Origin of the sequence: Amycolatopsis echigonensis, from assembly GCF_014174495.1 — a bacterium.
Lineage (GTDB): Bacteria > Actinomycetota > Actinomycetes > Mycobacteriales > Pseudonocardiaceae > Amycolatopsis > Amycolatopsis echigonensis.
The window spans coordinates 1-18,156 of record NZ_JACJHR010000120.1 but is presented as its reverse complement, the minus strand read 5'-3'; the positions used below and the strand labels follow the sequence as shown (position 1 = coordinate 18,156).

Here is an 18,156-nt window from a genome sequence, read left to right as displayed (position 1 = left end):
ACTCTAGTGATCGGCTCCGCGACCATAACGATCGGACACGCACCGGCGCCGTCACATATTGCGCACTTCCCGCGGTATGTGGTTACTTTTCGTCTCTGGGGTCGGGGATGGACGATGGGGTGGTTCTCAAGTGCGAAATAAGCGCACGCAGCGCGCATTGCGCCGCGTTTTCGGTGTCGCGATGGCAGGAACGTTGGCGATTCTGCCGTTGGCAGGCACCGCGGTGGCGGAACAGCGGGCACAACAGCAGAGCCCGCCGAAGGTGCTGCGAGTCGCCCTGACCACTGGTATCGACCACTTGAATCCGTTCACCGCCGGGCTCGCCGCGTCGACCCAGGTCGGCCGGTTCATCTACGAATTCCTGACGATCCCGTCGGAGGACAAGGCCGAGGCCGCCCCCGCGCTCGCCGAATCGTGGACGACGTCGCCGGACAAGCTGACCTGGACGTTCAAGATCCGCCAGGGCGCGAAGTGGTCCGACGGGCAGCCGGTCACCGCGAAGGACGCCGCGTTCACCTTCAACCGGATGCTCACCGACTCCACCGCGCGCACCGCGAACGGCAACTACGTCGCGAGCTTCGAGTCGGTCGCCGCGCCGGACGACACCACGCTGGTGATCAAGACCAAGACCGTCCAGTCGACGATGACCCTGCTCGACGTCCCGATCGTGCCCGAGCACGTGTGGTCGCGGATCAAGGACCTGAGCGACCCGAAGACCGACACGATCCCCGTCGTCGGCGTCGACGACGGGCCATACCAGATCACCGAGTACAAGCAGAACGAGTACGTCAAGTTCAAGGCCAACAAGAACTACTGGCGCGGCGCGCCGAAGGTCGACGAGCTGCAGCTGCTGGTGTTCAAGGACGTCGAGGCCGCGGTGAACGCCCTCAAACAGGGCGAGGTCGACGTGATCAACCGGCTCACCCCGACCCAGTTCGACGCGCTCAAAGGCCAGCCGAACATCGAGCTGAACAAGGCTCCCGGCCGCCGCTACAACGCGCTCAACCTCAACTTCGGCGTCGAGAACTCCGAGAACAAGCCGATCGGCAACGGCAACCCGGTGCTCAAGGACATCCGGGTGCGCCAGGCGATCGCGCAGTCGATCGACACGAAGACGATCGTGGACAAGGTCGCCGGCGGCTACGCCCAGCCCGGCGGCGGCGTGATCCCGCCGATCTACTCCGCCTACCACTGGGATCCGGCGCCGGGGGAGGCGCGCAAGTTCGACCTCGCCGCCGCGAACGCCGCGCTCGACGCAGCCGGTTACCCGAAGGGCCAGGACGGCATCCGCACCGCGCCCGGCGGCGCACGGCTCGAACTGCGCCTCACCGGACACGCGAACCGCGCGCCCGACCAGCGCCTCGCCCAGTACATCACCGGCTGGCTGCACGACATCGGCATCTCGGTCAAACAGGAACTCGTCTCCGACGACGAGCTGAACGACCGCACCAACGCGGGCAACTACGACCTCGCCATCTCCGGCTACGCGAACAACCCGGACCCGGACTACTCGCTGGCCCTGCACACCTGCGCCGCGCGGCCGAACGCCCAGGGCAAGGGCGGCACCACCGACACGTTCTTCTGCGACCCGCAGTACGACGCGCTCTACGCCAAGCAGCTCGCGGAAACCGACCCGGCCGTCCGCGCCGGCTACGTGAAGCAGGCGCAGGCGCGGCTGTACAGCCAGGCCGTGAACGTCGTCTACGACTACGACAACGCGCTCGAGGCCTACCGCTCCGACAAGTTCTCCTCGTTCGGCAAGCAGCCGCAGCCCGAAGGCTCGATCCTCGAGCAGACCGGCTACTGGGGCGTGTACGGCGCGGTCCCGGCCGACGCGTCGGCCGCTTCCTCGGACAGCGGTTCCGGCCCGACCGTGTGGATCATCGTCGGCGCGGTGGTGCTCGTCGTGCTCGTGGGCGGCGGCGTCGCGCTGTCCCGCCGCGGCAAGTCCGCCGACGACCGGGAGTGAATCCGATGTTCCGCCAGTCGCCTGCTCCGGCCCGGCGGTCCGTGAAGGGCCCCTTGAGGGAATCTAAGTCCCTCAAGGAGTCCTTCACGGCGCGCGAGTCCGTCCAGCGGAAGGGGAGTCGCGGATGAGCCAAGCTTTAGCTCCCGACCAGGCCTCGGTGCTCGCCGACCCCGACGAGCGCCGAGGCGGGACCGGGACGCTCCGGTTCGTCCTCACGAAGATCGCCGAGGCGGTCGCCAGCGTGTTCCTGGTGATCGTCCTCGGGTTCTTCCTCTTCCGCCTGCTGCCCGGCGACCCGGTCGCGTTCATGGCCCGCGAACGGCCCACCGACCCCGGCCAGATCGCCGAGCTGCGCGAACGGCTCGGCATCGACAAGCCCGTCCTGGCGCAGTTCGGGAACTACTTCGTCGGCCTGTTCCAAGGCGACTTCGGCGAGTCCTACATCGAACGCCGCCCCGTGCTGGACATGATCGGCGAACGGCTCTGGCCGACCGTGCTGCTCGTCGGCAGCGCGACCGTCCTGGCCGTCGCGCTCGGGCTGTGGCTCGGCATCCGCGCGGCGTGGAAGCGCGACAGCTTCTTCGACCGCGCGCAGACCGGGATCGCGCTGACCTTCTGGTCGGTCCCGCAGTTCTGGCTCGGCCTGCTGCTGCTCGTGGCCACCAACGGGCTCTTCCCGAGCCGCGGCATGCACTCGCCCGACGCCGGGCCCGGCTTCCTCGCCCAGAGCCTCGACGTGCTGCACCACCTGATCCTGCCGTGCCTGACGCTGCTCGCGGTGTTCTACGCGCAGTACATGCTGGTGATGCGCTCGTCGCTGCTCGGCGAGATGAACGCCGACTATCTCACCACCGCCCGCGCGAAAGGCCTGCGCGACGACCTCGTCCGGCGACGGCACGCGGTCCCGAACGCGCTGCTGCCCACAGTGACGCTGATCTTCATGCAGTTCGGCACGGTGGTCGCCGGCGCGGTCACCGTCGAAGCGGTGTTCAGCTGGCCCGGGCTCGGCCAGCTCACCTACGACGCGCTGCACGGCCCGGATCTGCCGGTGCTGCAAGGAGTTTTCATCGTCCTCGCCAGTGCCGTCGTCCTGATGAACCTGGTCGCGGAGCTGCTCTACCGCGTGCTCGACCCGAGGGTGCGTACCGCATGACAACCTCTGGGGCCGCCGCCGCCGAAAGCGCCCGCGCGATCGCGTGGCGCCGCCGCCGCGCCGGAATCGCCCGCACCTGGCACGAGTTCGCGACCCAGAAAGCCGCTCTCGCCGGGCTTTTCCTGCTCGTGCTCACCGTGCTGCTCGCTCTGCTGCTGCCGCTGATCAGCGACCAGAGCGGCCTGGACGTCACCCGCGTCACCGGGAAACCGCTCAGCCCGCCGGACAGCCAGTTCTGGCTCGGCACCGACATCGACGGCCGCTCGGTTCTCCTGATGACGGTGTGGGGCACCCGGATCTCGCTGCTCGTCGGGTTCTGCGCCACCGCGCTCAGCGTGTTCATCGGCACCCTGATCGGCATCACCGCCGCGCACTTCGGCGGCTGGGTGTCGGCGATCCTGTTGCGGTTCACCGACTTCTTCCTCGTGCTGCCCTCGCTGGTGCTGGCGATCGCGCTGTCGGCCGTGCTGCCGCAAGGGATCTGGACCATCGTGCTCGCCATCGGCGTCACCGCCTGGCCGAGCACCGCCCGGCTGGTCCGCGCCCAGACGCTCACCATCGAAAGCCGCCCCTACATCGAACGCGCCCGCGCGCTCGGCGGCGGCCATCTGCACGTGGTCGCGAAACACGTGCTGCCCGGCGTCGCCCCGCTCGTGCTCGCCAACACCACCCTCGTGGTCGGCAACGCGGTCATCGCCGACGCGACCCTCTCGTTCCTCGGCGTCGGCGATCCCACCTCGATCTCCTGGGGCGCGATGCTGGAAACCGCGCTCAACAACGGCGCGGTCACCCGCGGCGCCTGGTGGAACCTGCTGCCGCCGGGCATCGCGATCGTGCTCGTCGTGCTGATGTTCACCCTCGTCGGACGCGGCCTCGAAACCGTGCTGAACCCGCGGCTCAAAGGACGGCACTCGTGACCGCGCTGCTCGAACTGAAAAACCTCGGCGTCACCTACCGCACCGGCGGCGGCGACGTCCCCGCGGTCCGCGGCGTCGGCCTGAGCCTCGACGCGGGCGGCACGCTCGGCGTCGCGGGGGAGTCCGGCTCCGGCAAATCCACCGTCGCGATGAGCGTGCTCCGGCTCCTCCCGCGCAGCGCGAAGATCACCGGCGAGATCCTGCTCGACGGCGAGGACGTCAACGACATGCGCTGGGGACGGCTGCGCGCGGTCCGCTGGGCCGAGGCGTCGGTGGTGTTCCAGGGCGCGATGCACGCGCTCAACCCGGTCCGCCGCGTCGGCGAGCAGATCGCCGAACCGATCCGGCTGCACGCACCCGAGGGCAAAGCGCCGTCCGAAGCACAGGTGCAGGCACGGGTGACGGAACTGCTCGAGCAGGTCGACCTGCCGCGCTCGCGGGCCGGCGCGTACCCGCACGAACTGTCCGGCGGGCAGAAACAGCGCGTGATGATCGCGATGGCGCTGGCCTGCGAACCGCGGCTGGTGATCGCCGACGAACCGACCACCGCGCTCGACGTCGTCGTGCAGGCCCAGGTGCTGTCCGTGCTGTCGAAACTGGTCGCCGAACGCGGCATCGGGCTGATCATGATCAGCCACGACCTGTCCGTGCTCGCCGCCACGTGCGAACGCATCGCGGTGATGTACGACGGCGAACTCGTCGAGGAACGCCCGAGCGCCGAGCTTATGTCCTCGCCGCGGCACGAACACAGCAAGGCGCTCGCCGCGGCGTTCCCCACGGTCGGCGACCCGGTCTCGCGCTACGCCCCGGCCACCGCGACCCCGCTGCCGCCGGAACCGGAGGAACGCACCGGCGCCGGCGAATCCCCATTGCTCGCCGCCGAGAACCTGCATGTCGCCTTCCGCGACCGCGAAGGCAAGCGGATCCACGCCGTCAACGGGGTGAACCTGGAGGTCCGGCGGGACGAGATCGTCGCGCTGGTCGGCCAGTCCGGCTCCGGCAAGACCACCCTCGCCCGCACGCTGCTCGGCCTGCAGAAAGCCGACTCCGGCGCGGTCCGCTACGCGGGCAAGCCGATGCCGTCGTCCGGGGCCGGGCTGCGCGCGTACCGGCGGGAAGTCCAGCTCGTGCTCCAGGACCCGACGAGCGCGCTGAACCCGGCCCACACGGTGTACGAGGCGGTCGCCGAAGGCCCGCGGATCCACGGCCTGCGCGGCGAACGCGACGTCGTGCTCAAAGCGCTCGAATCCGCCGAACTGCGCCCGCCGGAGAAGTACCTCGACCGGCTGCCGCACGAACTGTCCGGCGGCCAGCGCCAGCGCGTCGTCATCGCCGGAGCCCTCGCGCTCGAACCGTCGCTGCTGCTCGCCGACGAACCGGTGGCGTCGCTGGACGCGTCGGTGCGCGGCGAGATCCTCGCGCTGCTGCTCCGGCTGCGCCGCCAGCTGGGTCTTTCCGCGCTCGTCATCACCCACGACCTCGGCCTGGCCTGGAACATCGCCGACCGGGTCGCGGTGATGTACCGCGGCGAACTCGTGGAGACCGGTACCGTCGAACAAGTCCTGCTCGACCCGCAGCACGAGTACACGAAGTCGCTGCTCGCGGCGCTCCCCGGGGGCACCGCGCAGCGGACCGCGGCCGACCGCTGACCGCGGCCCGTTCCGGGCGCGCGACGAACACCGCGCGCCCGGAGCCCGTGCGGGGGCCAGCCGACTGCACCCGGTAATCTCCTGGATCGAAATGGCCACCACTACCGACAACGCGCAGCCGAACGCCGGCACTCTCGACCGGCCGTTCCTGGCACCCGCGCGCTTCCCGTACCGGACCATCGCGATGGGCACGGTCGGAAGCGCCCTTCTGATGCTGGCGGCGCTCGGCGCCGGCGGCATCCTCATCCGCGACCCCGTCCTCGGCCACGGCCCGCTGTCCTGGGTCCGCTACGGCCACGGCCGGGCGCTCGCCAACGCGCTGCTCTACAGCGGCTTCGGCCTGGTCGTGTGGGCGTGGGTCCGGCTCGGCCGCTACGCGCTGGCCGGCCGCATCGGCAGCAAGCCGATCCTGATCGCCGCGCTGTGCTGGATGGCGCCGCTGATCGTGTCGCCGCCGCTGTTCACCCGCGACGTCTTCTCCTACCTCGGCCAGGGCGCGCAGCTGCTCTACGGGCTCGACCCGTACGCCAACGGCCCCGCCGAGCTGCCGGTGCTGCCGAACGTCGTGCAGAACGTGCACCCGCTGTGGCAGACCACGCCCGCCCCGTACGGGCCGCTGTTCCTGCTGATCTCCAAGGGCATCGTCGCGATCACCCAGGACCACATGATCGCCGGCGTCATCCTCACCCGGCTCGTGCTGCTCGTCGGGCTCGGCATGACGCTGTGGGCGCTGCCCCGGCTCGTCAAGCACCTCGGCGGGAAGCTACCGGTCGCGCTGTGGGTCGCGGTCGCCAGCCCGATGATGGTCATCCACCTCTTCGGCGGCCCGCACAACGACCTGATGATGCTCGGCTTCCTCACCATCGGCATGCTCGCCGCGCTCGAACGCAAGCACGTTATCGCGGTCGTGCTCGTCACCGTCGGGATGCTGATCAAACCGACCGCCGCCGTCGCGCTGCCGTTCATGGTGTGGATGTGGGCCGCGGACATGGCCGGTCCGTCGAAGACGAAGAACTTCTTCAAGGCCGGGGCCGCGTCGGTGGCGCTGTTCCTGCCGGTGTTCGTCGTCGGCACCTGGGTGTCGCTCGGCTCGCTCAACCTCGGCTGGTGGTCCGGCCTCAAGGCCCCGCAGCTCATCACCAACTGGCTGAACTTCCCCAGCGGCATCGGCGAGGCCGTCTACAACCTCGTCCACATCATCGCCAACGTCCAGCCCTCGCCGTTCGTCACCGTCGCCCGCACCATCGCGATGATCGGCCTCGGCGTGTTCGGCATCCGGCAATGGTGGCTCGCCCGCGGCGGCGGCAAGGAAGCCGTCTACCGCGCCGCGATCACGCTGCTGGCCGTCGCGATCCTCATGCCGCCGACCCTGCCCTGGTACCTCACCTGGGGCTTCGTGCTGATCTCCGCGTTCCCGTGGGAACGGCGCAACCTGTCGGCGATCGTGGCCATCTCGGTGTTCGTGACGCTTGTGTACTACCCGACGGGGGAGCAGGCGCTCTACGACTGGTGGTTCATCGCGATCGTCGTCGTGGTCAGCCTCTACGCCGCCGCGTCGCTGCTGCGTCCCGACCCGCTCGGCCTCGTCGCCGCGTGGCGGAAGAAGCCGAAGGACGAGGAATTCCTCCCGGAAAACCCCGCCAAGTCCGCGTGAAGCGGTGGTCCCGGTTCCGCGCCGGGACCACCGCCCGCCGGGTCTACTCGCGATCCGCGCGGTAATTCCGGAACAGCAGATACGTGTCGAGAATGTCCGCCGGATCGCTCTCGACCGAACGGTAGATGCCCCACTTCGGCCGCACGTAGTCGCCCTGATCCGGCAGCTTCACCCCGGTCCGGCGGCCTTGCGCGGCGATCGGCGCCCCCGCCCCGGCGCCGCTGCGGATCACGCACGCCGCCGCGCCCGCGTCGCCCGGAGTGAGCGTCCATTCGATCGTGATCCACTTGTCCCGCAACGGAGCCAGCTTCGCCGCGGCGATCGACGGCGAGCCCGGATTCGCGTACGCGCGAGCGGAAATCATCTCCACACCGCCGTCCCGGACCAGATCGAGCGTCACCCACGGACCCGCGTTCGTCGCCGGGGTCTTCGTCTGGAAGATGTGCGTGAACCGGCTCGTCCCGTGCAGGCTCGCCGGGATGTACATCTCGTAGGACAGGGTCCACGTCTCGCCGTCGTGCATCTTCAGCACGGCACCGTTCTGCACCATGCCCTTGGTCTCGGTCCGCTGCCGGTCCCCGCCGCCGGTGGTGTCCCGGTCGTCGCGCCAGATGTTGTACCGGTAGTGATTCCCTTCCACCACCACGTACTTCCGGTCCGGATGCAAACCGCCGCGATCAGCCTCGACGCCCTCGAACGCCTTCAGCCCGTCCTTCACCGGGTCGGGATGCCACAACGGACTCGCGGCAGTGGCGTACTGGCCGAGCGGACCGGCCAGCGCCGGAAGGGCGAGCGCCGCACCGGCGAGCGTGCGCAGCGCCGCACGGCGCGGAAAACCAGGGAGCTCCGGCATCACAAAGTGTCCTTTCCGAACAGGAACGAAAGGGGCACATCGGCCGGCGGCGCAGTACATCCGATGTCTGGTGCTCAAAGGTAAGAGTCTTTCCGAACGCGGTCAAGCGTAGGCTCGGACGACCGTCCCCGTGATGTCGCTTTCGACGCAGTTCAGGTACTGCTGCACCAATTCGTCCATCGGGACCGGGCGCATCCCCGGGAAATGATCGCCGAACTCGGCCTCCGAATCGCCGACCAGCGTCGGGCTGACCACGTTGACCCGCATCCTGCGCGGCAGCTCGATCGCCGCCGACAGGACGAAACTGTGCAGCGCGCCGCTGATCACCCCGCCGCCGGTGACGTGCGGCCAGGCCTCGTCGGCGAAAATCCCGGACGTCAGCGTGAACGACGCGCCGTCCGCCGCGTAATGCTGTCCCTGAAGGACCAGTTCGACCTGCCCGTAGAACTTGGCGCGCATGTTCTCGTGCAGCTGCGCCGACGTCAGCTTCGCGAACTCGTCCAGCGCGCCGTGCGCGGCGACACTCACGACCGCGTCCACCGCTCCGGCCTCGCGGTACATCGCCGCGATCGTCTCCGGCTCAGCCAGATCGACGCGCAGCTGGCCGGACGTCCGCCCGGCCATGATCACGTCATGACCGCGCGACCGCAGCTCCGGCACCAGCCGCCGTCCGATCGTCCCGGCACCGCCGACCACGAGAATTCTCATCGCATGTTCTCCTTCGCCAGGGTTTCCGCACAGCTGCGGGTAAGCAAGGCGAGCGCGTCGGCGCCCGGAGTGCCGGGCAGCGCGTAGAACAACCCGAGCTGCTGATCGTCGTCAGGGAGCGTGACCGTCTCGTTCGCGAGCGTCAGACGTCCGACCACTGGATGATCAAGCTCGCGCACGTAGTACGAACAGGTCCGGACCGGACGCTTCGCCCACATCCGCGCGAATTCCGGGCTCTCCACCGCCAGCCGGCCGACGAGCTGCTCCAGCACCGGGTCATCCCGATGCCGCGCGACCGCCTGATGCAGCGCCGCGACAGTGACCGACGCCTTGTCCGCCCAATCCCGGTACAGCCCGCGATGATGCGGATCGAGGAACAGCATCCGCGCGATGTTCGGACGGATCCGCTCCTCCGGGGCCTCGAACGCGACGTGCCCGGCCAGCAGCGCGTGCCCGAGCCGGTTCCACGCCAGGACATCGGCTCGGTGGTCGATCACCACCCCGGGCATCGCGGACATCGCCGCGAGCAAATCCCGCACCGCGGGCCGCAACTTGGTCCTTCGGGACCGCGGACGAGCCGCCCGCCGAGGCGCGGCGAGATTCCGCAAGTGCTCGTGCTCGACCGGATCCAGCCGCAAGGCCGCGGCCAGCGCGTCGATCACCGCGTCCGAGGCGCTGCTGCTGGCGCCCTGCTCGAGCCGCGTGTAGTAGCTGACGCTGACCCCGGCCAGTTCGGCCAATTCCTCCCGGCGCAGCCCGTGAACCGCCCGCCGGGTCCCGCCGGGCGCGATGCCCGCGGCCTCTGGCGTCAACCGCTCGCGACGGCTTCGCAGGAAGCCGCCGAGTTCGTTGCTTCCGTTGCTCACCCGGCCATCCTGGCGCGCCGCCGAACCCACCGCCTGCCCCTGATTGGGATACCCCGCCGTGTGCAGCGTGCTGTCACGCCGCCCGCGCGCACGACGATGAACCGAGCGAACCCCGAGGGGAGAAGCCGGTGCAGGAAACGGATCAGCACGACCTCGACGCTTTGCTCGCCACGGCCCGGATCGTCCGCACCTTCAACAGCTACTACCGCGCCGTCGACGAGCAGCAGTTCGACGCCCCGCGGTTCCGGCGGGTCTTCGCGCCAGACGGGAAGATCGTGCGCCCGAACGGAGCCGAGACCTGCGGACCGGCCGACATCGCGGCCAGCCACGCCCGCAGCTTCGCCCGCTTCGAAGCAAGCCAGCACCTGCTCACCGGCCACGACGTCGACCTGGACGGCGCCACCGCGGCGGTGCGGGCGAACCTCGTCGCGATCCACCTGTGGAAAGACCGCCCGGTCACCGTGCGGATGGAAGACCGCGCGTTCACCGCGGGCGGCGTCGTCACCGCGGACCTGCGCCTGACCGCGGACGGGTGGCGCATCCCCGAAGTCCGCACCCGGATCCTGTGGCGGACCGGGTACTTCGGGGATCTCGCGCAGACCCGCTGAGCTCTCCGCGCTTTCAGTCCTGGTCGAACGCGGCGATGAAGGTCGGAGCGAGCCGCGTCAGCTCGGCCTGTTGCGCCGCCATGCTCACCTGGCCCGCTTGGTAGTCGGTGGTCGCGACCGCGAGAACGTGGTTGCCCCGGGCGAGGACCAGGACACAGCCGGTCGTGCGGGCCTCCGCGAACTGCCCGCAGAACCCGAGTTGCGGGTCGGTGGTGCCGGGGACCGAGAACCGGGTCTTCACCGTCAGCTCGGAGTTCTCGGGCAACCCCTTCCCGTGCTTGGAGAAGCGGGTCACGAAGGCGAGGTTGTGGTCCGCGGACACCGTTTTTCCGCAGGCGAGCGCCTTGTCAAGCCCGGCGACGACCTGCTGGCCGGTGTAACCCTCGTACTCGGCGAGCCGTTGCCGGATCCACAGCGTGTCGGTCGTGGAATACGCCTGTGCGCCGTTCCGCGCGGCAGAGTCCCAAGGCTGGTTGGTCCCGCACGCCCGCACGATGTACAACGGCGTGTTCGGGCCGACAACGTACGGCAGCGGTCCCGCCCCGCGGTGAGACCGGCTTTCGTCAGCTCGTCTTGGCTCGGCAGATACTTCGTGAGGTCCTTCGCGACCGGCGACGGCGACGGCGAACTCGACGGCGGCGCGGAACTCGGCGCCGGAGCAGCCGCCGGAGTCTCGGCCGCACACCCCGCGACCAGCAGGACAAGACCGGTCACCACAAGCGAAAAACGCATGATCCTCCCCATTTCGGGAGAAAGATCGCCAGACTCCGGTCCAGCGTTACGAATCCCGCAAGATCCGCACCTCAGCATCACCGTTTCGCCGCGTCAGTCCCGATCGAACGCCGCGACGGAGGCGAGCACGCGCCGCCTCACCGCAGCTCAGCGCCTGGTCGGCGATCGAGGTAGCCTTCACACTCGGCCGCCAGCTGCCGCACGAGCAGGTCCCCGGCTCTGCGTTACGAACCCGCCCAGCCTCGCCAGGTCCGCACCTCGGTCACCACCACCGCATGCTCCGGCGGCCGCTCCGCGTACTGCGGGTACTTCTCCGTCAGCCACCCGACATACCGGTCCCGCGAGGCATCCGCGACCACCCGTGCCACCCCGTCCGCGCGGGCCCACCACAGCCGCGACCAGTCTTCGTCGTACTCGTCGACCAGGAACGACACCGCCGGGTTCTCCGCGATATTCGCCAGCCGCCGCAGCGACGTCGTGGTCTTCGGTTTGTGGTCGACCGCGAAGACGACCGTGTCGTCGCGCACCGCGAACGTCACCGGCACCAGGTGCGGGACTCCTCGACTGTCCACTGTGGCCAGCCGGGCCACCCGGGCCGCCGCGAACCGAGCTCGGGTTTCCACAGTGGACAGTCGCATGCGGGATCAGGCCAGCACGGGGGAGTCGAGGGTCAGCGTGCCCAGTTCGGTGTCGAGCGAGGCCGAAACCCCGAGCGGCAGCGTCGGCGACCCGGCGACGTGCCCGAAGCCGAACCCGCTCAGCACCGGAACACCGAGCGGCGACAACCGTTCCGCCAGGAGCTCGCGGACCTCCGCCGGGTCGCCGCACGCGGCCCACGAACCCAGCACGATCCCGCGCACGCCGTCGAACCAGCCCGAACGCAGCAGTTGCGTCACCATCCGGTCGATCCGGTACGCGCTCTCGGTCACGTCCTCCAGCAGCACGATCCCGCCGCGCGCGGACCCCTGCTCAGCGGTGCCGACACCGGACGCGAGCAGCGACAGATTCCCGCCCACCAGCACGCCCAGCGCTCGTCCGGGCGCCACCACGTCCGGCTCCCGGGCGCGCAGCACCCGCGTGTGGTCCGGCTCGAACAACGTCCGCCGCAGGTGCTCCGCCGCGGCTTCGTCGAACAGCACGCTCGCCGGCATCGGCGACAGCAGCGTCGCGAGGTCCAGATGCGTGTGCACGGCCCGGTGCAGGGCGGTCACATCGCTCGACCCGGCCAGCACCTTCGGACCGGCAGCGCGCAACGCGGTCCAGTCCAGCAGATCGATCATCCGCTGCGCGCCGTAGCCGCCGCGCGCTGCGAGCACGCACCGGACTTCCGGGTCCAGCCACGCCTCGGTGAACTCCGCGGCGCGCGCCTTGTCCGGCTGGGACAGGTAGGACGGACCCGAAGCCCGCACTCCCGCGCCGATCCGCACCTTCACGCCCCACTCGCGCAGCACCGGCAACGCGGTGTCCAGCAGATCCTGCGGCACCGGCCCGGACGGCGCGACGAGCGCGACCGTGTCCCCGGCGGAGAGTCTCGCGGGCCTCATCGGGACAGCTCCAGCCGCGGCACGTCCGGCGTCTCGAAGCCGAACACCTGGCCGTAGAAGGAAAGCTCCGCCTCCAGCGCGGCGACGATGGTCTCCGCCTTCCGGAACCCGTGTTGCTCGCCTTCGAAGCGCAGGTACGCGTGCGGGATCCCGCTGCCGTCGATCTCGGAGACGAACCGGTCCGCCTGCTCCGGCGGGCAGATCTCGTCCTCGAGGCCCTGCAGGAACAGCACCGGACCGGCCAGCGAGCCCACGTGCGTCATCGGCGAGCGCTCCCGGTACCGCTCCGCGGCCTCTGGATACGGGCCGACCATGCTGACCAGGTACTGCGACTCGAAGTCGTGCGTTTCGCCGCCCTCGCCGGTCCAGCCGGTGAAGTCGAGGATCGGGAACTTCACCGTCGCCGCCGCGTAAGTCCGGGTCATCGTGATCGACGCGGCCGAAGTGAACCCGCCCGCGCTGCCGCCCCGGATGCCCAGCCGGGCCCGGTCGGCGATTCCTTCCGCGACAAGCGCTTCGGCGACCGCGGCACAGTCACGCACGTCCACCACGCCCCACTGCTCACGCAGCCGCTCGCGGAACGCCCTCCCGTATCCAGTCGAACCGCCGTAGTTGACCGCGACGACGCCGATGCCGCGGCTGGTGAAGTACGCGAAGTCCAGGTCGAGCGATTCGTCGCTGTGCCCGGTCGGCCCGCCGTGGACGTGCACCACATACGGCGGCAGTTCGCCTTCCGGTGCGACGAAGTCCGGGTTCGTCGGCGGGAACACGTACGCGGGGATTTCCGCGCCGTCCGGTCCGGTGAACACGCGCTCCTGCGGCACCGGCAGGTACTCCGCGGGCGGCAGCGAGGCGGGCTGAGGGGTGAGGGCGCGCCACTTCCCGGTGTCCGGGTCCAGCACCACGACCGCGCTCTCGTGCCGGGGCCCGCCCGCGATCCCGGCGATCCCGTCCGGCGTCGCGACCAGCCCGCTCGACGACCACACGGTCAGCTCAGTCTCGACGCGTGTGACCGACCCGTCGCTCTCGTCGAGGATCGCCAGCTTGCCCGAGTCGAGGACCGCGTGCTTCCCGCTGCCCAGCGGGGCGAACCAGCTGGTGCCGAGCTTCCACATCGGCCCGCCCAGTTCCCGTTCGACCGGTGCGAGATTGACCGCCGAACCGTCGAGCCCGATCCGGTGCAGGTTCCACCAGCCGTCCGGGTCGGCGAGCACGAGCAGCCGGTCCGCGGTCTCCCACGCGACCTGGCACACCGCGACCTCCGGCCCGCCCGCCAGCACACGTGCCTCGCCGAACGAACCGTCGGCCGCCACCGGCGCGACGAACAGCTCGGTCCCGTCCCACGGCATCGCCGGGTGGTCCCACGCGAGCCACGCGGCGTGCGCGCCGTCCGGCGACAGCTGCGGCGCGGTGAAGAACCGGTGTCCCTCGGCCAGCACCCGTTCGGCGGAACCGTTCAGCGGGATCGCGACCAGCTCGCGGGAGATGTCCGTCCGCCGCGGCCCGGTGCTGCGCTCGCGGACCGCCCACACCTCGCCCTCGCGTCCGGGCCGGAGGTCGCCGTACCGGACGCCTTGCGGCGTGGCCGGTTCCGGCGTCAGCGCGGCGACCTCGCCGTTCTTCAGCGCGTACACCCGCTGGTCTGCCCAATGCGTGAACACCACGACGCCGTCGACCGCGATCCAGGGCCGCCCGCCGTACTCGTGCACCCGGTTCCGGACGTTCCACGGCGCGGGCAGCACGTCCTCGGCGCCGCCGCCGGGAAGCGCGCGCACGAGCGCGACGCGGCCGCCTTCGGCCGGCCGCGCCTCCGCCCACCAGAGCGCGCCGTCGACCGCCGCGAGCCATTGCGCGCCGCCGCCGGCAGCCGCGGCGTCGGCCGCTGTGACGGGAGAGGTCCAGGTTCCATGAGGAGAGATGCGAGGCACCCGGAAAGCCTAACGAGGATCCGCTGCGTGTCCGGATCCGCACGCACCGCGCAGGATTCGCGCGCGAACTCCCCTGAACCCGGGGCGGCGGATGCCGATCATGCGGCCGTGGCCTAGGGTCGAAGATGCTATGTCACGCGTAATCCACGTCTTCCGCAAGCCCGACCGGTTCGTGGCCGGCACGGTCGGCGAGCCCGGCGACCGCACCTTCTACCTCCAGGCGACGGAGGACGTGCGGACGATCAGCGTCACGATCGAAAAACAGCAGGTCGTCGTCCTCGCGGAGCGGCTGGGGTCGCTCCTGGAGGAGGTCGCCAGCCGGTTCGGGGCCGACGTGCCCGCCCACGCCCCCGACGACGAGGTCGACGTGGACCCGCTCTCGGTGCCCGTCGAGGAGGAGTTCCGGGTCGGCACGATGGGGCTCGGCTGGGACGCCGACTCCGGCGCGGTCGTCGTGGAACTGCTCGCGATCACCGAGGGCGAAATCGACGAGACCGTCGTGCTCGACGACACCGAGGAGGGCCCGGACGCGGTCCGCGTGTTCCTCACCCCGGTCGCCGCCCGCGCCTTCGCCGAACGCGCCGACCGCGTCGTGAACGCCGGCCGCAAGCCGTGCCCGCTGTGCGGCGAACCGCTCGACCCGGCCGGGCACATCTGCCCGCGGCAGAACGGGTACCGGCGCGACGTCGACGTGACCGAGGACTGAGGGCGGCCGTGGCGAACACCGCGCCAGGGCCAGCCGACCCGGCCGCCCGCGATTTCGTCTCCCGCGGCCGCATCGACGTCGAGGGCAGGCTGGTCGACGCCTCGAACGTGACGCTGTTCTGCGCGATCGAACTCGACGGCGTCACCGGCCGCGTCGTGTACAAGCCGGTGTCGGGGGAGCGGCCGCTGTGGGACTTCCCGGACGGCACCCTCGCCGGCCGCGAGGTGGCCACCGCGATGATCTCCGACGCCTGCGGCCTCGGCATGATCCCGCCGACCGTGCTGCGCGACGGCCCGTTCGGGCCCGGCATGGTCCAGCTGTGGGTCGAGACCGACGAGGAAGCCGAAGTGGTCGACGTCTGCGCGCCCGACGAGGTCCCCGAGGGCTGGCGCACCGTCCTGCACGCGCACGACCGGCTCGGCGAACCGGCGGTGCTCGTCCACGCCGACCACCCGGACCTGCGCGAACTCGCGGTCCTCGACATCGTCGTCAACAACACCGACCGCAAGGGCGGCCACCTGCTCGCGGGCACGGACGGCCGCGTCTACGGCGTGGACCACGGCATCTGCCTGCACACCGACCCGAAGCTGCGCACCGTGCTGTGGGGCTGGATCGGCGAGGAGCTGCCCGAGGACGCCGTCGAGAAGCTGCGGAAGCTCCGCGCGGACCTCGACGGCCGCCTCGGCGCGGAACTCGGCGAACACCTGACCGCCTTCGAGATCCGGGCGCTCTCGCAGCGCACCGACTACCTGCTCGCCGAGGCGGTGTTCCCCGAGCCCGGCGACGACTGGCGCGCGATCCCCTGGCCGCTGTTCTGATGGCGGGCGTCATGGACAACGACCTCATCGACAGCGCCGCCCGCGCCCGCCTCGTCAACCGCTTCGGCTCCGCGGCCGAAGCATGGTGCGACGCGCTGCCCGCGCTCGTCGACCGGCTCTGCCGCCAGTGGGGCCTCACCGTCTCCGAGGCCCGGCCCGGCAACACCGGCCGCACCCTGCTCTGCCGCGACCGCGAGGGCGTGCTGAAGGTGCTCAAGCTCTGCCCGGACCGCGCGATCGCGACCGCGGAGGCCACCGCGCTCGGCTCGTGGGCCGGACTGTCGCGCGTCGTGCAGATCCTCGACGCCGACCTCGACCACGGCGCCGTGCTGCTCGAAGGACTCGAGCCCGGGGACACGTTCACCGGACGCGGCAGCGACGTTCCCTGGGACCAGATCGGCGAACTGCTCGCCGACGTGCACGGCGTCCCCGCCGCCGGGCCGTTCCCGACCCAGCTCGAACGCGTCCGGTTCATGTTCGGCCTCGCCGAGCAACGGCTCGCCGGATCCCCGGCCGAAGCGCATCTGCCGCTGGAAGCCCTGCGCACCGGCCTCGCCCGGTCCGAGAAATTAGCGGCCAGCGGCCCGATCGCCCTCGTGCACGGCGACCTGCACCCGGGCAACGTCCTCGACGCCGGACCGGAACGCGGCGCGGTCGCGATCGACCCGCGCCCGTGCGTCGGCGACCCGGCCTTCGACGCGGTCGACTGGGCCGTGCTGCCGATGGCCCACGGCGGAACGGTCGAGGACGGGATCGCCCAACTGCCGCACCTGGACGGCGACCGCGTGCGCGCATGGTGCGTCGCGCTCGCCCCGCTGGTCGCGATGGGCCCGCTCGGCCGCGGCGGCCCGACGCCGTTCACCGACGCGGTGCTGCGTCTGGCGCGCTGACCCGGCCAGGACCAGACGCGGGAACGAAAAACGGCGCCAAGCCCGAAGATCGCAGTCGGGAGCGCCACGGAACGGGGACGCCGAGCCCGTGGCTAACCTCGAGCGACCTCCGCGGTGTGCGCGGGAAGGTAGCGCTCGCCCATGACCTGGTCGCTCAGCGGCTCCAGCGCGGCCAGCGCCTCGGCGTCAAGGACGAGATCCAGCGCGGCCGCGTTCTGTTCCAGCCGGACCGGGCTGCGGGTGCCCGGAATCGCCGCCACTGCCACCCCGAGCCGCTCGGCCTGGGCGTACACCCAGGCCAGTGCTATCTGGGCCGGGGTCGCGCCCAGCCGGTCGGCCACCTCGCGCACGGTCCGCGCGATCTTCTCGTTGGCCTCGCCCGCCTCTCCGGCGAAGCGGGGGTTGCTGCGCCGGAAGTCCTTCTCGCCCAGCGCGGAGCGGTCCAGCGCGCCGGTCAGGAACCCCCGCCCCAGCGGCGAATACGGCACCAGCCCGACCCCCAGTTCGGCCATCACCGGGGTGACCGCCTCGACGTCGCGGGTCCACAGCGAGTACTCGCTCTGCACCGCGGCGATCGGGTGCACCGCGTGCGCCCGGCGCAACAGCTCGCCGTCGACCTCAGACAAACCCAGATGACGGACCTTGCCCGCCTCGACCAGTTCGGCCATCGCCCCGACGGTCTCCTCGATCTCCACGTCCTGGGGCGGGCGGTGGGCGTAGTACAAGTCGATCACCTCGACGCCCAGCCGCAGCAACGACGCGTCGCAGGACCGGAGCACGTAGTTCCGGGCGCCCCGGATGCGGCGTGCCCCGTCGCCGGCGCTGCGGTCGAGGCCGAACTTCGTGGCCAGCTGCACCTGGTCCCGGCGGCCGTGGACGGCCCGGCCCACCAACACCTCGTTGTGCCCGGCACCGTAGGCGTCGGCGGTGTCCAGGAACGTGGCGCCCAGCTCCAGGGCCCGGTCGATGGTCGCCATGCCGCCGTCCCAGTCGGCGGCGCCGTAGCTCTCGCTCATCCCCATGCACCCCAGGCCCATGGCGCTGACGGTGAGACCGGACGAGCCGAGCGCGGTTCGAGTGATCATGCGCGGATACTCCTTCTGCCCGGCGGACCAGGCGGCACCTCGACGGCTGGCGAACGCCGCCGACGCTAGGACCTGG

General features: G+C 70.8%; 17 protein-coding genes. 9 read left to right on the top strand and 8 right to left on the bottom strand.

The genetic code is table 11. The annotated features are described in order from the left end of the window. Window positions 1-181: 181 nt before the first annotated feature. From H5411_RS42430 to mptB, 5 genes are all read left to right on the top strand, one after another. Window positions 182-1,969: an ABC transporter substrate-binding protein gene (locus H5411_RS42430; protein ID WP_167442083.1), complete on the top strand. Its 1,788-nt coding sequence runs from the start codon at window positions 182-184 to the stop codon at window positions 1,967-1,969. Between the two features lie 124 nt (window positions 1,970-2,093). Further along, the gene (locus H5411_RS42425; RefSeq protein ID WP_183127251.1) at window positions 2,094-3,122 is read left to right on the top strand and encodes an ABC transporter permease; all 1,029 of its coding nucleotides are present in this window, start codon (window positions 2,094-2,096) and stop codon (window positions 3,120-3,122) included. Next, window positions 3,119-4,039, top strand: a complete 921-nt coding sequence (locus H5411_RS42420; RefSeq protein ID WP_183127249.1) for an ABC transporter permease — start codon at window positions 3,119-3,121, stop codon at window positions 4,037-4,039. Before H5411_RS42425 ends, H5411_RS42420 begins: the two co-directional genes overlap by 4 nt. Next, a complete protein-coding gene (nikE, locus tag H5411_RS42415) occupies window positions 4,036-5,688 on the top strand; it encodes a nickel ABC transporter ATP-binding protein NikE (protein WP_183127247.1) in 1,653 nt (550 codons plus the stop codon). The genes H5411_RS42420 and nikE overlap by 4 nt, the downstream gene beginning before the upstream one ends. A gap of 91 nt (window positions 5,689-5,779) precedes the next feature. Then, window positions 5,780-7,342, top strand: a complete 1,563-nt coding sequence (gene mptB, locus H5411_RS42410) for a polyprenol phosphomannose-dependent alpha 1,6 mannosyltransferase MptB (RefSeq protein WP_101440101.1) — start codon at window positions 5,780-5,782, stop codon at window positions 7,340-7,342. 43 nt (window positions 7,343-7,385) lie between these two features. Here the strand turns inward: mptB and H5411_RS42405 are convergent, their stop codons facing one another. The 3 genes from H5411_RS42405 to H5411_RS42395 form a co-directional block, all read right to left on the bottom strand. Continuing rightward, the gene (locus tag H5411_RS42405; RefSeq protein WP_101440100.1) at window positions 7,386-8,195 is read right to left on the bottom strand and encodes a hypothetical protein; all 810 of its coding nucleotides are present in this window, start codon (window positions 8,193-8,195) and stop codon (window positions 7,386-7,388) included. 102 nt (window positions 8,196-8,297) lie between these two features. Beyond that, window positions 8,298-8,903: a short chain dehydrogenase gene (locus H5411_RS42400; protein WP_101440099.1), complete on the bottom strand. Its 606-nt coding sequence runs from the start codon at window positions 8,901-8,903 to the stop codon at window positions 8,298-8,300. After that, window positions 8,900-9,769 (bottom strand): helix-turn-helix transcriptional regulator, encoded by an 870-nt coding sequence (locus H5411_RS42395; protein ID WP_101440098.1) that lies wholly within the window; start codon window positions 9,767-9,769, stop codon window positions 8,900-8,902. The genes H5411_RS42400 and H5411_RS42395 overlap by 4 nt, the downstream gene beginning before the upstream one ends. Before the next feature lie 128 nt (window positions 9,770-9,897). Between H5411_RS42395 and H5411_RS42390 the strand changes: the two genes are divergently transcribed. Then, window positions 9,898-10,377 carry a nuclear transport factor 2 family protein gene (locus H5411_RS42390; RefSeq protein WP_158242576.1) on the top strand — a complete coding sequence of 160 codons (480 nt, stop codon included), beginning with the start codon at window positions 9,898-9,900 and terminating at the stop codon, window positions 10,375-10,377. A gap of 13 nt (window positions 10,378-10,390) precedes the next feature. Here H5411_RS42390 and H5411_RS42385 read toward each other — a convergent pair whose 3' ends face one another. The 4 genes from H5411_RS42385 to H5411_RS42370 form a co-directional block, all read right to left on the bottom strand. Beyond that, entirely contained in the window at window positions 10,391-10,879 is a 489-nt protein-coding gene (locus H5411_RS42385) for a hypothetical protein (protein ID WP_101440096.1), read from the bottom strand. A gap of 454 nt (window positions 10,880-11,333) precedes the next feature. Continuing rightward, a complete protein-coding gene (locus H5411_RS42380; RefSeq protein ID WP_183127245.1) occupies window positions 11,334-11,747 on the bottom strand; it encodes a TIGR03668 family PPOX class F420-dependent oxidoreductase in 414 nt (137 codons plus the stop codon). 6 nt (window positions 11,748-11,753) lie between these two features. After that, entirely contained in the window at window positions 11,754-12,653 is a 900-nt protein-coding gene (locus H5411_RS42375) for a S66 peptidase family protein (protein WP_101440093.1), read from the bottom strand. Continuing rightward, window positions 12,650-14,581, bottom strand: a complete 1,932-nt coding sequence (locus H5411_RS42370; RefSeq protein ID WP_101440092.1) for a S9 family peptidase — start codon at window positions 14,579-14,581, stop codon at window positions 12,650-12,652. The genes H5411_RS42375 and H5411_RS42370 overlap by 4 nt, the downstream gene beginning before the upstream one ends. 130 nt (window positions 14,582-14,711) lie before the next feature. On the opposite strand from H5411_RS42370, the gene H5411_RS42365 reads away from it, so the two are divergent. Genes H5411_RS42365 through H5411_RS42355 form a run of 3 tightly spaced genes read left to right on the top strand, consistent with a single transcriptional unit; the run spans window position 14,712 to window position 16,995 of the window. Continuing rightward, window positions 14,712-15,287, top strand: a complete 576-nt coding sequence (locus H5411_RS42365) for a DUF3090 domain-containing protein (protein ID WP_101440091.1) — start codon at window positions 14,712-14,714, stop codon at window positions 15,285-15,287. An 8-nt stretch (window positions 15,288-15,295) separates the two neighbouring features. Next, window positions 15,296-16,105 carry an SCO1664 family protein gene (locus H5411_RS42360; protein WP_101440090.1) on the top strand — a complete coding sequence of 270 codons (810 nt, stop codon included), beginning with the start codon at window positions 15,296-15,298 and terminating at the stop codon, window positions 16,103-16,105. A gap of 11 nt (window positions 16,106-16,116) precedes the next feature. Then, window positions 16,117-16,995, top strand: coding sequence for a phosphotransferase (locus H5411_RS42355; RefSeq protein WP_101441342.1), 879 nt, complete (start codon window positions 16,117-16,119; stop codon window positions 16,993-16,995). Window positions 16,996-17,087: 92 nt separating this feature from the next. On the opposite strand, the gene H5411_RS42350 is transcribed toward H5411_RS42355, so the two are convergent. After that, entirely contained in the window at window positions 17,088-18,080 is a 993-nt protein-coding gene (locus H5411_RS42350) for an aldo/keto reductase (protein WP_101440089.1), read from the bottom strand. Window positions 18,081-18,156: the final 76 nt, after the last annotated feature.

What these genes read in the sequence shown, in the direction of transcription:
- H5411_RS42430 (WP_167442083.1), top strand. Translation starts at nt 182, where the DNA reads ATGGCAGGAACGTTGGCGATTCTGCCGTTGGCAGGCACCGCGGTGGCG.
- H5411_RS42425 (WP_183127251.1), top strand. Translation starts at nt 2,094, where the DNA reads ATGAGCCAAGCTTTAGCTCCCGACCAGGCCTCGGTGCTCGCCGACCCC.
- H5411_RS42420 (WP_183127249.1), top strand. Translation starts at nt 3,119, where the DNA reads ATGACAACCTCTGGGGCCGCCGCCGCCGAAAGCGCCCGCGCGATCGCG.
- mptB (WP_101440101.1), top strand. Translation starts at nt 5,780, where the DNA reads ATGGCCACCACTACCGACAACGCGCAGCCGAACGCCGGCACTCTCGAC.
- H5411_RS42405 (WP_101440100.1), bottom strand. Translation starts at nt 8,195, where the DNA reads ATGCCGGAGCTCCCTGGTTTTCCGCGCCGTGCGGCGCTGCGCACGCTC.
- H5411_RS42400 (WP_101440099.1), bottom strand. Translation starts at nt 8,903, where the DNA reads ATGAGAATTCTCGTGGTCGGCGGTGCCGGGACGATCGGACGGCGGCTG.
- H5411_RS42380 (WP_183127245.1), bottom strand. Translation starts at nt 11,747, where the DNA reads ATGCGACTGTCCACTGTGGAAACCCGAGCTCGGTTCGCGGCGGCCCGG.
- H5411_RS42375 (WP_101440093.1), bottom strand. Translation starts at nt 12,653, where the DNA reads ATGAGGCCCGCGAGACTCTCCGCCGGGGACACGGTCGCGCTCGTCGCG.
- H5411_RS42365 (WP_101440091.1), top strand. Translation starts at nt 14,712, where the DNA reads ATGTCACGCGTAATCCACGTCTTCCGCAAGCCCGACCGGTTCGTGGCC.
- H5411_RS42355 (WP_101441342.1), top strand. Translation starts at nt 16,117, where the DNA reads ATGGACAACGACCTCATCGACAGCGCCGCCCGCGCCCGCCTCGTCAAC.
- H5411_RS42350 (WP_101440089.1), bottom strand. Translation starts at nt 18,080, where the DNA reads ATGATCACTCGAACCGCGCTCGGCTCGTCCGGTCTCACCGTCAGCGCC.